Source organism: Sphingobacterium sp. UBA5670 (genome assembly GCF_002420705.1).
In the GTDB taxonomy this organism is placed as follows: Bacteria; Bacteroidota; Bacteroidia; order Sphingobacteriales; family Sphingobacteriaceae; genus Sphingobacterium.
Genome location: NZ_DIIM01000011.1, coordinates 86,570 through 103,372 on the forward strand (window position 1 = coordinate 86,570; position 16,803 = coordinate 103,372).

Annotated in this window: 8 protein-coding genes; all 8 read left to right on the forward strand. The window is 40.2% G+C overall.

The features are described from left to right. The first annotated feature begins 21 nt into the window (after nucleotides 1-21). The 8 genes from B3C94_RS10300 (at nucleotide 22) to B3C94_RS10335 (ending at nucleotide 16,773) form a co-directional block, all read left to right on the forward strand. Nucleotides 22-1,065, forward strand: coding sequence for a PKD domain-containing protein (locus B3C94_RS10300; protein WP_293903029.1), 1,044 nt, complete (start codon nucleotides 22-24; stop codon nucleotides 1,063-1,065). Between the two features lie 245 nt (nucleotides 1,066-1,310). Then, nucleotides 1,311-3,608: a GH92 family glycosyl hydrolase gene (locus B3C94_RS10305; RefSeq protein WP_293903032.1), complete on the forward strand. Its 2,298-nt coding sequence runs from the start codon at nucleotides 1,311-1,313 to the stop codon at nucleotides 3,606-3,608. A gap of 219 nt (nucleotides 3,609-3,827) precedes the next feature. Beyond that, nucleotides 3,828-4,190, forward strand: coding sequence for a hypothetical protein (locus B3C94_RS10310; RefSeq protein ID WP_293903035.1), 363 nt, complete (start codon nucleotides 3,828-3,830; stop codon nucleotides 4,188-4,190). A 270-nt stretch (nucleotides 4,191-4,460) separates the two neighbouring features. Next, entirely contained in the window at nucleotides 4,461-5,567 is a 1,107-nt protein-coding gene (locus B3C94_RS10315) for an efflux RND transporter periplasmic adaptor subunit (RefSeq protein WP_293903038.1), read from the forward strand. A gap of 14 nt (nucleotides 5,568-5,581) precedes the next feature. Then, on the forward strand, nucleotides 5,582-10,132 hold the full coding sequence (locus B3C94_RS10320) for an efflux RND transporter permease subunit (RefSeq protein WP_293903041.1): 4,551 nt from the start codon (nucleotides 5,582-5,584) through the stop codon (nucleotides 10,130-10,132). A 249-nt stretch (nucleotides 10,133-10,381) separates the two neighbouring features. Then, nucleotides 10,382-12,010: a DUF6377 domain-containing protein gene (locus tag B3C94_RS10325; protein ID WP_293903044.1), complete on the forward strand. Its 1,629-nt coding sequence runs from the start codon at nucleotides 10,382-10,384 to the stop codon at nucleotides 12,008-12,010. Nucleotides 12,011-12,265: 255 nt separating this feature from the next. After that, the gene (locus tag B3C94_RS10330) at nucleotides 12,266-15,244 is read left to right on the forward strand and encodes a SusC/RagA family TonB-linked outer membrane protein (protein WP_293903047.1); all 2,979 of its coding nucleotides are present in this window, start codon (nucleotides 12,266-12,268) and stop codon (nucleotides 15,242-15,244) included. A gap of 11 nt (nucleotides 15,245-15,255) precedes the next feature. Next, entirely contained in the window at nucleotides 15,256-16,773 is a 1,518-nt protein-coding gene (locus tag B3C94_RS10335; RefSeq protein ID WP_293903050.1) for a RagB/SusD family nutrient uptake outer membrane protein, read from the forward strand. Nucleotides 16,774-16,803 lie beyond the last annotated feature (30 nt).

A 16,803-nucleotide genomic window follows, 5' to 3' on the forward strand; every position in this document is an offset into this window, starting at 1 on the left:
ACATCAAAGAAATTTACAACAATGAAATTAGGGAAATATAGCTATTATATATTCTTACTGTTTACCTTATTAGGATGCAGTAAAGAAAAGGAAGTGGTTGTTGAAAAACCTCAGCTTCCAAATCCAGTTTCTGCTTTTTCTATTAAGCAGGTTGCGAAGGATGACCCATTTACTTTTGAATTTACAAATCAGTCAAAAGACTATACTGAAACACGTTGGAGCTTCGGGGATGATAGCACTTCGTCAAAAACCTCGCCGCAACATACTTTTTTAGGTACGGGTGATTTCACTGTAAGACTTAAAGTACTCAATGAAAATGGCGATTGGGCCCAACGGGAAGAGGTAATTAAAATTGATGCGGAGAAGCTCATTCGGTTCAATGCAACAAAAAACGGAACTGGAAAGTTGATCTTGAGTTATGCTAGTGACATTGCTGTCAAAGGAGTCACTTGGTCAAAGATGACTGATAAAGATAAATATGAGCAAGTTTCTGATAAGGAGAAAGCTGATATATCGATTGAGGTGGGAAAGTTCGAAACCTACCAGCTAAACGTAAAAACCCCAAAGGGTTCTCAAATTGTAGTTACAAAGATGCTAACGGATCTAGGCATTATAAAGGACTGGACAAATATTGATAATACATTCCTAATTTCTCAGGATAACTCCAGTGGTCCTGATGCGGGCGAAGGATCGAAGAAACTGATAGACGGTGATACCAGGACGAAATTATTTATTGGTGGATATCAGTCGGGGATGTATTGGCAATTTGTATTCTATCAACCACAAACCATTAATGGTTATACCATAACAACCGGTAATGATTCTCCTGAAAGGGATCCTAAAGACTGGGAAATACAGGCCTCTGAAAATGGGAATTCTTGGGTAACCTTGAGCTCCGTTACCGGGTATGGTTTTGGTACCACGCCGGCAGATAGAAATAAATCCGTCAATTTCACCTTTGTGAATTCAAAATCTTACGCGTATTATCGCTATGTTGTGAAATCTGTTTCTTCTGGGTCAAATTTCCAGATGAGTGAATTTAGACTTTTGGAACTACCGCAGTAGATCCCAAAGAACGAGTTCAGTAAGCTAGTTAGTGATAAAAGAGTGATTGGTGCAAAAAGTAGTCGTAAGGTATTCGCTTGAAAGAGGGATATTCTACGGCTATTTTTTTGTTTGGAAGGGATATGATCTATTTTGTAACCATCTTGTGAAAAATACCTTAGCATATTCTATATTTAATTATCTTACTTATATTTACTAATACGTTTTAGCTTTTTTGCTAGTACGATCAACCAAATACGTAATTTATGTTTAATATTAAAAAACTAACAGGTAGTATTCTTTTTCTATTCGCGATCCATGGGGGGATGGCACAGCAGGCTTCACCAGTTGATTTTGTTAATCCATTGATTGGTACAGAATCGAAGTATGAATTGTCCAATGGAAATACCTATCCTGCAATAGCACGTCCTTGGGGGATGAATTTTTGGACGCCCCAAACGGGGAACATGGGCGATGGATGGGTATATACTTACACGGCAGATAAAATTAAAGGATTTAAGCAAACCCACCAGCCAAGTCCCTGGAACAATGATTATGGTCAGTTTTCCATCATGCCTGTAACTGGCACACCGCAATTTGACCAAGAAAAGCGGGCCAGCTGGTTTTCACACAAAGCAGAAATAGCCAAACCTTATTATTATAGTGTCTATCTTGCTGATCACGATGTGACAACAGAATTGTCGCCATCGCAACGTGCTGCAATCTTTCAATTCACATTTCCCAAAACCGACAGCGCTTATGTTGTTATTGATGCATTTGATAAGGGGTCTTATATTAAAGTAATTCCGCAGGAGAATAAAATTATTGGTTATTCAACAAAAAATAGCGGTGGTGTTCCGGAGAATTTTAAAAATTATTTTGTCATTACTTTCGATAGACCTTTCTCGTACAAAGCCGGCGTAAAAAGTGGCTCGATACGTAAAGATGAATTGGAGATTCAGGATAATCATGCGGGAGCAATTGTAGGTTTTCCATCATTGAAGAGAGGTGATCAGGTGATCGCCCGTATTGCTTCTTCCTTTATAAGTTTTGAGCAGGCAGAACTTAATCTAAAAGAAGTGAAGTCCAAAACATTTCAACAAGTTGTTGAAGAAGGTAAGGGACAATGGAATGAAATACTCGGGCGAGTACAGGTTGAAGACCATAATATTGACCGATTACGTACATTTTATTCCTGCCTTTATCGTTCAACACTTTTTCCGAGAGATTTTTCTGAAATTGATGGAGCAGGTAAGCGGATTCACTATAGCCCCTACAATGGGCAGGTCCTACCAGGTGAAATGTTTACAGATACAGGTTTTTGGGACACATTCAGAAGTCTGTTCCCGCTGTTGAATTTATTATATCCATCCATGAACGATCGCATGCAGGAAGGGTTGGTCAATGCTTATAAGGAGAGTGGTTACCTCCCTGAGTGGGCTTCACCGGGACATCGTGCATCGATGATCGGAAACAATTCAGCATCTATTGTTGCAGATGCCTTGATTACTAATCGGAAAGGTTATGATAAAGAGCTGTTATGGGAAGCACTTAAGCATGGGGCCAATAGTGCTTATCCGAAACACTCTTCGACAGGACGCTTTGGTTATGAATATTATAATAAATTGGGCTATATACCTGCCGATGTAAAGGTAGATCAGAATGTAGCACGTTCATTGGAATATGCTTACAATGACTGGTGTATCTATGAATTTGGCAAAGCACTGGGTAAACCGGAAGCTGAAACGGCCATTTACGCAAAGCGAGCGATGAACTACAAAAATCTATTTGACCCAAGTACAAAACTTATGCGTGGGAAAAAAGCTGACGGATCATTCGTCGCGGATTTTGATCCAAGTGCTTGGTCACGGGAATATACGGAAGGCAATGCATGGCATTGGAGCTTTTGTGTATTCCATGATCCACAGGGGCTGATTAACCTAATGGGAGGCAATAAGTCTTTTGTATCCATGTTGGATACAGTGTTCGTCATCCCGAGTTATGAAGGAATGAAGAGCCGTGGTATGATCCACGAAATGCGTGAAATGCAGGTGATGAACATGGGGCAGTATGCGCATGGAAATCAGCCTATTCAACACATGCCTTATTTGTATAATTATGCTGGAGAGCCCTGGAAAGCACAATATTGGGTGCGTAAGATAATGGATAAACTTTATTTGCCGACACCAGATGGCTATTGTGGTGATGAAGATAATGGACAGACTTCAGCCTGGTACGTCTTTTCTTCGTTAGGATTTTATCCTGTTTCTCCAGCCTCGGGCGAATACGTGATTGGTTCACCACAATTCGATAAAGTGACACTACATCTCGAGAATGGGAAAAAAGTACATATCCAAGCTAAACAGCATGGAGCAAATCAGGTCTACGTAGATCAGTTATCTTGGAATGGAAAACCTTATAGTCACAATTATATTCGGTATAGTGATTTATTGCAGGGCGCTAACCTCGAATTTAAAATGAGTGACACACCGAATAGAAATAGGGGAACAAAAAAAGAGGATGCTCCTTATTCCTTTAGTAATGAAAAAACAAAAGGAAAATAAAGATTGAGGTCTGAATAGACAATAATGAATTCAATGATGATCCTTTAGTTGTAAGTAATTGTGTCGACTGTTTAATTGTTCCTTTAAGGTTAATAACAGAAAAATTACTTTGTTTTTGAAAAACCATGACGGCTAAATTTCGGGCTGTCATGGTTTTTTTACATGAATAAAATAATCTTGGTTATTTAAAGTCATACCTTTGTGATTCGGAATTTCGATATGTTAGGTAAAATATTTCATTTTTTAACACTCTTTGCATACCTTAATCTGTTGACCTATGAGTCTTTCTCCTCGGCAACGGGACAGGTTTTGCATGCAGGTGAGACCATCGTGGAGTATCTTTTGGATGATGTATTGGATCTCGAGCCTATTCATTCTTCCCAAGAAGAAAAGGTACTATTGCAGGATGACTATCGCATATTTTCTCTTAATAGTCAGGTATTACCAATTTTTATTTTTGTTTTTGGGATCGTCTTTACAGCATTATGTTTTGCCAAGGACGATGAACACCCTTTTTATCGCTCTAAAACTTTGTGCTTGCCGGGATACTACCGGTTTTTATCCCGTTTTCGACCCTTCTAGTTACGCTCCCTAAATTTTCTAGCGGAAGCTGCAACCAGTTTATTTTATCTTGATATTAAGCTATTGAAGCCCAGAGATCTTCTCTTTGCTATATAGACTTTGTCGCTTCCATCTCGCACATTCTCCTAAGTTTCGACTTTGAATTTCTTGAGGAGGATTTAACACGTTACATTTTTTATCGTTTATGAAATACCCCGGTCTAAGACTACCGACATTGATGAAAATCAACGAGGTATTCTATAGGACCTTTAAAAAGAAGATTATTCCCCTATGAACAAATTCCTTATGCTGTGCCTTTTCGCAGGTATGGTAGGGATGCTGGCCTCATGCCGCTCCTCCAACGCTAACGCTGATCAAAAAGAAGAGATTAAAAATATTCCTATTACGCCACTAATTGTAATGGATACAACTGTTTATCAGGAATATATTGCTGATATCCAGGCCTTGAAAAATGTCGAGATCCGGTCGAAACTGAACGGTTTTTTAGATAAAATTTATGTAGATGAAGGCGCTTGGGTAAAGAAAGGACAGGTATTATTTAAATATAACAATGAAGAATATCGTTCGGAACTTGCAAAAGCCAAAGCGCAGTATGACAATGCTATTGCGGAAGCGCAAAAGATCAAACTGGAAATGGAGCGGACACAAAAATTGGTTGACAAGAATATCGTGAGCTCTTCTGAGTATAATTTATTGAAAATACAGTTAAAGGCGGCCAATTCCAAAATCGAAGAGGCCCGTGCGTTGGTTAATCAAGCCCAAACAAGATTAGACTATACAGTTATTCAAGCTCCATTTGATGGACGTATAGACCGGATTTTATTAAAAGAAGGTTCGTTATTGACAGAAGGAAGTCTGATTACCACAATCTCTGATCTAAGTAAAGTGAACGTTTATTTTGATATTTCTGAAAGGGAATATCTGGCACTGATGCGCGACAAGCTGAATGGCAAGGAAACGCAAAAATCTGTCAAATTAATTCTGGCAAATGGGGAGTTGTATCCACACGAGGGGATAGCTCATCTGGTGGAAAGTGAATTTGAAGCCAATACGGGGTCTATTGCCCTTCGCGTACAATTTCCTAATGCAGCGCATATTCTAAAGCATGGGGCAACAGGTAAAATTGCTGTTCCGATGGAAACAGGTGAGCATACTTTTGTACATCAAAAATCAGTATTTGAAATTCAGGATAAAACATATGTGTATACTATGCAAGGCGATAGTACGGTGAAGATGACACCTTTTGTTGCCGGGCCACGTGTAGGGCATTATTATATTGTCGAGGGCGGTCTCGATCCGAATGCCAAAGTGGTGTACGAGGGCGTACAAAGTTTACGTAGCGGAATGAAGATTAATCCAAAATTGAGAAAGCTGTAACGGAGGGATAGATTATGTTTGAAACATTTATAAAACGGCCCATATTATCGTTGGTCATCTCGGTGTTCATTACGCTTTTGGGACTGCTGGCTTTGTTTACGCTGCCTATTACACAATTTCCTGATATTGTACCGCCTTCGGTGGTTGTAAACGCTAATTATACAGGAGCAAATGCGGAAGTAAGTACAAATGCGGTAGCCATTCCTTTGGAAAAAGCAATCAATGGTGTTGCGGGAATGACCTATATGAATTCGGTGTCGACTAATAACGGAAGCACAGTTATTCAAATTTTCTTTGAAGTCGGTACGGATCCGGATATTGCTGCCGTAAACGTACAGAACAGGGTTACCACCGTATTAGACGAATTACCTGAAGAGGTTATCAAAGCGGGGGTAACTACAGAAAAAGAGGTCAACTCGATGTTGATGTATCTGAATGTCTTTACTGACGATGCAACTGCAGATGAAAGGTTTATTTACAACTTTGCCGATATCAATATTCTAAAGGAACTGAAACGTATTGAAGGCGTTGGTCTTGCACAGATCATGGGAATGCGGGATTATGCGATGCGTGTTTGGGTCAAACCGGATCGTATGGCAGCTTATAATATTTCTGCTGAAGACGTCGTGGCTGCATTAAGAAAGCAGAATATTGAGGCTGCTCCCGGACAGACAGGTATCAGTTCGGATAAAATGCGCAATATGCAGCAATATGTACTGCGTTATCCGGGGAAATTTACTGAAATAGAAGAATATGCCAATATACCTATACGCGCGAATGCTAGTGGATCCATAATCCGTATTAGGGATGTTGCTGATGTTGAATTTGGCTCATTGGATTATGAGATGGTATCCAAAACAGATGGACGTCCGTCGGCTTCCATTATGTTGAAGCAATTGCCGGGCTCAAATGCCCAGGAGGTTATTCAGCGTGTAAAAGACCGGATGGCTGAATTAAAAGAAACTCAGTTTCCGACAGGTATGACCTATACCATGGGTTATGATGTATCCCGTTTTTTGGATGCATCAATTTCTTCTGTTATCAAGACTTTGTTAGAAGCTTTCCTTTTGGTTTTTATTGTTGTGTTTATCTTCTTGCAGGATTTCAGGGCGACGGTAATTCCTATTTTAGCAGTACCCGTCTGTTTGATCGGGGCATTGTTTTTTATGCAGATGCTTGGATTTTCGATCAACCTATTGACTTTATTTGCCTTGGTACTCGCTATTGGTATTGTCGTAGACAATGGAATTGTAGTTGTTGAGGCCGTATATGCCAAAATGGAGGAGGAGCATTTGCAGCCAATGGAGGCCACGTTGGAGGCAATGAAAGAAGTTGGGGGTGCTGTTGTGGCTATTACGCTAGTCATGTCTGCGGTATTTGTTCCAGTTGCTTTTCTATCTGGGCCAGTAGGGATTTTTTACCGACAGTTTTCGTTGACATTGGCTGCGGCGATTGTTATTTCTGGGATTAACGCATTGACGCTGACCCCTGCCTTATGTGCGCTTTTCTTGAAATCACCTCACGATCGAAAACCATCAAATAATTGGCTCGATCGTTTCTTTAAAAAATTCAACGCAGTATATGATAAAACAGCCTTTGGTTACAAGGGGATTTTGGTAAAGACAAGCGCGCGGCGCGGGTTGACCTTACTTTTACTTGGCGTATTCTTTGTTGCCACCTGGGGAAGTAGCGCGATATTGCCTTCTGGATTTATCCCAACGGAAGATCAGGGCATGATCTATGTTGCCGTGACAACACCTGCTGGGGCTACAGTAGACCGTACAGAGCGTGTGCTGGATAAAATTGACTCTGTTGCTCGTCAGTTGGATGTTGTTGAAACGGTGTCTACATTGTCGGGGTACAGTATCATAACAGAAGTATCAGGTGCTTCCTATGGGATGGGGATGATCAATCTTAAACCTTGGAAAGAGCGAGATCAAACGGTCGATGATGTCATTAGAGAATTACGCGATAAAACAAAGGATTTTGCTGATGGAGAGATTGACTTTTTTCCGCCGCCGACAGTTCCCGGTTTTGGTAACTCTTCGGGTTTCGAATTACGTTTATTGGACCGTAGTGGTAATGAGGATCTCAATAAGACGGCTGAGGTTTTACAGAAGTTTATGGAAGATATGGAAAAAAGTGATGTTCTTCAGGATATCAACTCCAGTTTTGACGTGAACTTTCCTCAGTATATGCTGAAGGTTGACTACGATATGGCTGCGAAAAAGGGGATATCGGTGGAGAATGCTATGAATACGTTGCAGACATTAATGGGGAGTCTTTATGCTACTAATTTTATCCGTTATGGACAAATGTATAAAGTGATGGTACAGGCAGGCCCTGAATACCGGCAGCGACCGGAAGACGTTTTACGTCTGTACGTAAAAAATGAAACTGGTGAAATGGTGCCTTACAACGCTTTTATTTCGATGGAAAGGATTTATGGTCCAGAACAAATTACCCGTTACAATATGTTTAGTTCGGCGATGATTACAGGGCAGTCCTCGGCCGGGTTCAGTTCTGGACAGGCGATCGAAGAGGTGGAAAAAATAGCGTCGTCTCTTCCAAAGGGATATAGTATTGAATGGTCCGGTATGACGCGGGAGCAGAAAATTTCAGGGAACCAGGCTTTGTATATTTTTGCGCTCTGTCTGTTGTTTGTTTATTTACTGCTGTGTGCGCAGTACGAAAGCTTTTTGTTGCCATTACCAGTTCTTCTCTGTCTTCCGGCGGGAATATTTGGTGCATTTATTTTTCTGAAAATCTTCGGACTGGAAAACAATATTTATGCACAGGTTGCATTGGTCATGCTCATTGGTTTGCTGGGCAAAAATGCGATCCTGATCGTGGAGTATGCCAATTTGAAATATAAACAAGGAATGGATATTGTGACCGCTTCGATCGAAGGAGCCGTAGCGCGTTTAAGACCAATATTAATGACTTCCTTTGCATTTATTGCAGGATTGATACCACTGATGATGGCGAGTGGAGCAGGTGCTTTGGGGAATCGAAGTATTGGTACTGCTGCGGTAGGGGGAATGCTTATCGGGACGATCCTCGGGGTTATTGTCATTCCGGGACTGGTCGTTTTATTCTCAAAAAAGGATAACAAAAAACAGGTCGTAAAACAGGCTTCCTTAGTAATCGCTGCTCTTATCTTATTTGGAAGCTGTTCAGTTCCAAAAAAATCTCTTCAGCCGCAGAAAGTAAATGTCCCAAGCTCATTTTCCAAGGATGTTTCACCAGATAGTTTAAATGTTGGCGGTCGATCATGGAAGGAAATTTTTAAAGATCCAAAGTTAGTTTCTTTGATTGATTCTGCTTTGCAGAACAATTTGGATATTCGTCAATCAATTTTACGGCTAGCATCTGCACAAGCTTATTTTAAACAGCGTAAGGCCGCATTAGGCCCAACTGTAGAGGCCGCCGTAGAAGGAGGAATACGAAAATATGGACATTATACGGAATCGGGAATAGGTAACTACGATTCAAATTTTTCGGAGAACTTGAAAAGTGATGAGAAATTACCTGAACCATTTATCCCAGACTATTTTATTGGACTTCGTTCTTCTTGGGAGATTGATCTTTGGGGCAAGCTAAGGAGCCAGAGGCAAGCTGCTTATTTTAGCTTTTTAGCGGAGCAGGAGGGGAAGCGTCTATTAGAAACGGAATTGGTATCCAATATTGCCACTGCTTATTATGAATTAATTGCTTTGGATCAGAAGATCAAAGTCTATGATCGGAATATTGAGTTACACAAAAATGCATTGGAAGTTGTTGAAGTAAAAAAGGATGCTGGTTATGCCACTGAACTTTCTGTACAGCAATTTAAAGCGCTATTGGCCAATTCCAAAGCAGCAAAGGAACAGATGATTCAGGAGATCGCACTGTGGGAACATCACATCAATGGTTTATTGGGACGATTCTATCAACCTATTGTAAGAAGTACATATACTGAAAATGCAGATTTATATTATGCGATGAGTTTTGGTACACCAGATGATTTGGTTAATCAACGCCCAGATATTAAGGCTGCTTATCTGAAAGTGATTGCATCGTCAAATAATCAAGAAGCGTCACGTTTGGCTTTTCTACCTTCTGTCGCTATAAGCCCTTTTATCGGATTGCAAAGCTTTAGTTTCAACAAGTTATTCAATCTTGATAAATCTATTGCTTATAATTTATTTGGTGGTATCACACTACCGATCTTTAATCAAAGACAGTTGAAAACGCAGTATGAGATCGCAAAAGCAGATTATGGAATTGCTTTTGTGGACTATGAAAAAAGCGTTATAAATGCCTATAACGAAGTTTCCAATGTGATCATGACGCAGGAGGCTATCGGTAAGCGACGAAACTTTGTCGATGAACATGTTCAAGCACTGAACCTTTCCATAGAGGCTGCGCAAGAACTGTTTATCGCAGGAAGGGTAACATCGCTAGATGTTGTAACAGCACAGAAAGAGTCGCTCGAAGCTCAAATAGGTAAAGTGGAATTAGAGAAGGAGAATACATTGAATCAGATTCTGCTTTACAAAGCATTGGGAGGAGGCTGGCAATAGATCAGACAGATTAAAAACAGAAAACTATTTTTCATGCGATAAAGAATTAATATGTTAATTCTTAGATCCTTTTAGAGGGTCAGGGAAAGAGGCCGTCGTGAGATGTCCTCTTTTTTTTTGAAAGTTTCTGATGTTATAGGCCAGAAAGAACCTTCTTCGTTATACTTGCTATTGGTTCCTGCGAAGTCATGAAGGTTTTGTTGTTATTTTTATGTAGTTTAGTCGACACTATTTTGAACCGAGTCGATTATGTTGCAGCGCATATTTCTTTTTATCCTTTTCTCTCATCTTAGTTTTAGTCTATTAGCCCAGGAGCAACCCGATAGTAGCAGAGTTTTACAGCGGCTGGAATATCTGATGGAAAATCAGAAGATTTATGTCAAGAACAGAGAGGATAAGCTAGAAAAGTTAAAACAGGAGGCAAAGGCACTGGAAGGCAATTCCGCTCAGTTTTTGAAGAAGAATTACGAAATTTTTGAAAATTATAAAAAGTTTGATTCGGACGCGGCGCTTTCTTATATTTTACTATGTCAGAAGCTGGCTCCATTAAATAATGATTCATTGCAAACCGTGATTCATTTGGATTTAGCTTGGGTATATTCTACCATAGGACGGTATATAGAGGCGTCAAAGTTGTTGGGAGCAGTTGAGCCGTCTGCGCTTGGCAAGGATCTCCTCGCAAAATATTATGATACTTATAGTTCATTCTATAGCCATTATGGTCAGAGCAATAATCGCCCCGAGTATTATCAGGCGAGTGAACGGTATCGTGACTCGCTGTTAACAGTTTTGCCAAAATCCTCTTTAGAATACCGTACTGCAATTGCTATTAAAACTTTATTTAACGGTAATCGGGAGCATGCTAAAGAGCAACTCTTGGTCCTTTGGAAGGAGAATAAAAAAGATATTGAGCAAAGAGCGCTGATTGCTTACTTTCTGGGGCTAATCTATAAATATGAAAAGGATACGAAAAGTCAAATTTATTATCTTTCCATATCGGCCAGTGCGGATATTGAAATGGCAAACCGCGACAACGCTTCCTTTCATGATCTGGCATTAACTTATTATGATCAACAGGATTTCGATCGCGCATTTCAATTTATCGAAAAAGCGATCGATGACGCTATGTTGTGTAAGGTACGTTATCGTATTATCGAGGGGACTTCTTCTTATCCGATCATCAATGCGGCCTATCAGCAGAAAATAAACAGCCAGAACACGCAATTGGTTGCTTTGGTTGTTATCGTTAGTATTTTATTAATTGGTGTTATTATTGGACTTGTCATTATTTACAGGCAAGTGCAGCATTTGAGGCGAATACGATCGGAATTATCGGCCAGCAATCAGCAACTTCGCGCATTGAATAATGAGATCAATCAAACTAACTTTAAATTGTCGGAATCCAACCATATTAAGGAAGAATATATTGCTCAATTTTTTGATATGTGCTCGAGTTACATCGATAAAATGGAAGATATTAGAAAAGTACTATTAAAGAAGGCTACAAATCAACAATGGGACGCGTTGAGAGAGCAGCTGAAGTCTACGCAAATGGAGGAAAGAGAGGTGCAGCAGCTCTATGTTAACTTTGATCGTATCTTCTTAAATCTATATCCGACTTTTGTTGATGAATTCAATGCCTTGCTTCAGGATGATGAGAAGATTTATCCCAAAAAGACAGAACTGTTAAATACTGAGCTTCGAATTTTTGCTTTAATTCGATTAGGGATCGATGACTCTGTAAAGATTGCAAGCTTCCTTCGCTATTCTCTACGGACAGTTTATAATTACAGAACAAAGGTACGTAATAAAGCCGCAGGAAATCGGGATGCCTTTGAAGCTGCTGTATGTCAAATTGCGGTGATTGATCGACCGTAAATGTTAGATTATACGTGTAAATTGACTTGATTAACGACTATTATAGACTCATTTAGGTACTTTTTAAAGGTTGGTTTATTTCATAAAACGCTCTTTATTAGATTTTTGTGTTTTTTATCTGGTACTTTTTGAGTACTAGGCCTTTTTTCTCCGTCTTGGTGATCTTAGTTTTGTTTTGAGCAATGAAGGAGGGGAAACTCATTGCCATTTTGGAATAACCAAAAAATTAAACAATAACCAATTTTTTTATTTCATATGATTTACTTTACTCGAAAAGTAGCCTTTTCAATGGGCTTGGCTTTCTTGTTTACCTTAGTGAATTTTGTGTTTGCACAAGACAGAATTCAAATCAGTGGACGAGTCCTGGATGCCCAAGATCAGAAACCTCTTTCTGGGGTGACCATTACGCAGAAAGGAAGTAACAATGCTGTCTCCAGTAATGGGGAGGGTCGTTTTCAAATTTCCGTAAGCACAGGCAGCATACTTCAATTTACATTTGTGGGTTATGACAGCAAAGAATTGCCTGCCAACAGTACCATGGTTGTGCAATTAAATTCTTCTACGAATGTGCTTGAAGATGTCATTGTCATCGGTTATGGCAGCGTAAAAAGAAAGGATGTCACGACGGCAATTTCTTCTGTATCTACCAAGGATTTGGAAAAGAGACCTGTTACTAATTTTGGCCAAGCCATTCAGGGTAAGGCTGCTGGTGTAACTGTTATTCAGCCAAATGGCCAGCCAGGTTCTGCCCCGCAGATTCAAATCCGGGGTATAACATCTTTTAATAGCAATACTACTCCTTTGTATGTGGTAGATGGAGTTCCTGTGGAAGATATTAAATTCTTGTCACCCAATGATATTGCTGATATCCAAATCCTCAAGGACGCATCATCTGGGGCTATTTATGGTTCTCGTGGTTCAAATGGTGTGATCCTCGTGACGACAAAATCAGGGAAGGCTGGTGAAGCAAAAATTACACTTGGAACACAATGGACAGCCAATGTTGTCAATAACACTGTCAAAGTTTTAAATACTAGCCAGTATAAAGATTTACAGGATGAGATAGGTCTTGTCAACCTTCCGGAAGGGTTGTTGGATCAGACAGACTGGTTTAAAGAAACCTACAAAACAGGTATTCAGCAAAATCATCAACTGTCAGTTTCAGATGGTAATGAGAAACTTCGTTACTATTTGGGGGGCGGTTATTTGAATGAAAAAGGGACATTACAAGGTTCCTTCTTTAGGAGGTATAATTTCCGTGCTAATATTGATAACCAAGTTCGGAAATGGCTAAAGGTCAACGCGAATATCAATTATTCCGATAACAATGACAATGGAATTACATCTGGGTTAGGGTCTAATCGTGGCGGGGTAGTGACCTCAGTGATTACAACACCGACCTATGCCCCTGTATGGGATCCAGCAAATCCAGATCGATTCTATAATAATTTCTATGGTATCAACAACATTACCAGTCCTTTGGAAAACTTAGCAAGGACAAGAAATAATAATAACCGAGAAAATCGTCTCGTTGCTACAGGAAGTGCACTGGTTTCCTTTATGCCCAACTTAACTTGGAAAACTTCATTTTCATTTGATAGAAGATCTGGTGTGATGACGACCTTCTTGGATCCTTGGACGACAGCATGGGGAAGAAATCAATTTGGGGAAGCCTCTGATCTTCGCAATACAAATACTGTATTGACCTGGGATAATATCTTAACCTATAGCAAAAGCTTTGGTAAGCATAATCTAGAAGTAATGGGCGGTTCTTCCTGGACAGACTCTAAGTACTCTAGAAGCTACATCTATGGTTCAAATTATGCGAACGGAATCATTGAGACACTTAATGCGGCAAACAAGATCTCTTGGGATAGAACAGGATCCTCTGCTTCCAATTGGGGAATTATGTCCTATTTCGCCCGTGCAATGTATAACTACGATGGTAAGTATTTGTTGACTGCGAATATGCGTGCCGATGGCTCTTCGAAGCTGAGTCCTGAACGTCGCTGGGGATACTTTCCTTCTGTCTCAGCTGCCTGGAGAATCTCTTCTGAAGATTTTATGAAAGACGTAGATTGGATAAATGACTTTAAAATCCGTGGGGGATGGGGACAGACAGGTAATCAATATGGACTAGGTGATTACGCTTATCTTCAATTGAGCGGTATTCAACGTCAACAATGGTTTGTAGAGGGAAAGGACAATTCGGTGCCAAATATCAATAAACCAACGATCTTAAGGGCAAACGACTTGACTTGGGAAACCACAAGTACAACGAGTATCGGTTTAGATATCACGATGTTAAACAATAGACTAACGTTCAGTGCCGATTATTATAATAAGGACACGAAGAATCTTTTAATGAATGCGAGCTTGCCTGCAGGACAGCAAGCAACCACAATCCAGAGAAATGGTGGCCGGCTGAGCAACCATGGTTTTGAATTTGCCGTAAATTCGAAAAATCTGACCGGTAATTTTATATGGAATACAGATTTTAATATTTCATTTAACAGAAATAAACTGAAACAATTGGATTTACAACAAGTGTACTACGATGTCAAGACGAACGATTATGTCAATGATTTTGTGGTGAAGAATGAACCGGGAAGATCGCTTGCAGGATTCTTTGGTTATGTATCAGATGGGGTAAACCCTGAAACCGGCGAGCTCATGTATCGTGATCTGAATGGCGACGGAAAGATTTCATCAAGTGACCGTACTTATATCGGCAATCCGCTTCCAAAGTTTGTGTATGGTATGACAAATAGCTTCTCCTGGAAAAATTTCGATCTAAGCGTATTCATTCAGGGAACTTATGGAAACGATATTTTCAATGCCAGTCGCATGGAAACAGAAGGTATGTATGATGGTCGAAATCAAACGACCGTTGTATTGGATCGCTGGAGGGTACCGGGACAAATTACCAACGTTCCCAAGGCTGGCTTTGACATGAAAAATTCAACCTATTTTGTTGAGGATGGAAGTTATCTACGTATGAAAAATGTTTCCTTGGGCTATTCCATCTCTCCGGAGAGACTGAAACGCATTGGTATCAATAAAATCCAGCCTTATCTATCTGTAAGTAATTTGTTTACGTTGACAAAATATTCGGGTATGGATCCCGAAGTAAACCAGTTCTCTGGGGGATCTGAGTCTAGAATCCAAGGTATTGATTGGGGAACCTATCCACAGAACCGTTCATTTGTTTTAGGTCTTAATATTGAGTTTTAATTGTCTGTATCATGAAAAAATATATAAGTAACGTTCTTTCTCTGCTAACTGGCTCTTTGTTTTTATTTTCTTGTTCATTGAACCGTGATCCGCTTTCAGATTATTCGGATGTCAGTCAGGGGAAGACAGAAACAGGAACTCAGGTTGTTTTCAAGAATAAGTCTGAGGTTGAGACCTATTTGGCTGGAATTTACCAACAGATGAAAGACAGGCAGGAGCATTGGTATCTTGATTTGTTATTAATTGGCGATTCACATGCCGATAACTCCTATGCAGGAACGACCGGAGCAGAAGTTGTACCTTTTGAGAATAATTCGATTGAAGGATCTAATTCCGTCGTTGACCGGGATTGGGGAAGGTATCTGGAAGATGTTGGACGGGCAAATCGACTGATCATTTATGTCGACAGTGTAGCTGATAAATCGGTGAGCGATACGGAAATTAGAGCCTATAAAGCGCAGGCTAAGCTTTTCCGCGCATTAGCGATGTTTGATATGGTCCGCATCTTTGGATCGGTCCCTGTCATTACCACAATCGCACCTGATATCACGGGTGATAATGTAGGGGAAGTTTATCCGCAGTATTTTCCTAAACAGGCGACCGAAGAGGAGGCCTACAAGCAGATCGAAAAAGATCTGATGGAGGGATTAGCTGATGCACCTGCTAATAATAATGGGAACAAAACCTTATTTACCAAATCGGTCGCACGAGCGATGTTAGCGAAGATCTATGCCGAAAAACCAATTCGGGATTATGCTAAAGTTATTCAATATGTCGATGCATTGACTGAGGATGGATTTGACTTAAATCCTAATTATTCGGATTTATATGCGATGAATGCGAGTAATACGGATCTTGCGCAACGTAATACAAAGGAATCTATTTTGGAAGCGCAGTTCACTTCAGGGGGCGGCAATTGGGCGACTTGGATGTTTGGAAGGGATTTGTCCAATTATGATAATAACTTCACATGGGCAAAATGGGTGACTCCATCCCGAGATTTGATACAGGCTTATAGCAACGAAGGTGATCAAATCCGTTTGGGGCAATCGATCGTCTATTATTCGACAACCTGGAGCAATTATTATCCTTCAAATAATTACCCATTCATGTTTAAGCTGCGGTCTGCATTTAATAGCATTGTCAAGCTTCGTTATGCCGATCTATTGTTGTTAAAAGCGGAAGCATTAATTCAACAAGGATCAGATTTATCGGGGGCTGCCGATATTATAGATAGAATTCGCACTCGGGTTAAATTGCCGAAATTGGCAACTGCAGTTCGTTCAAATAAAGATGCTTTATTCGAAGCATATTTGAAGGAACGCCGTTTGGAATTAGCGTTTGAAGGACAGCGCTGGTTTGATCTGGTGCGGTTAGACAAAGTGGAGTCCGTTATGAATGCTGTTTATGCAAAAGACGCAGGGAGAAAAGCACAGGTGTATCCCTTCACGAAAAACTCATACCGATTGCCGATTCCGCAACCAAAAATTGATCAGAACCCTAATCTAGTTCAGAATCCTGGCTATTAATTGATTTAACAATGGGAAGTTCCGTCCGAT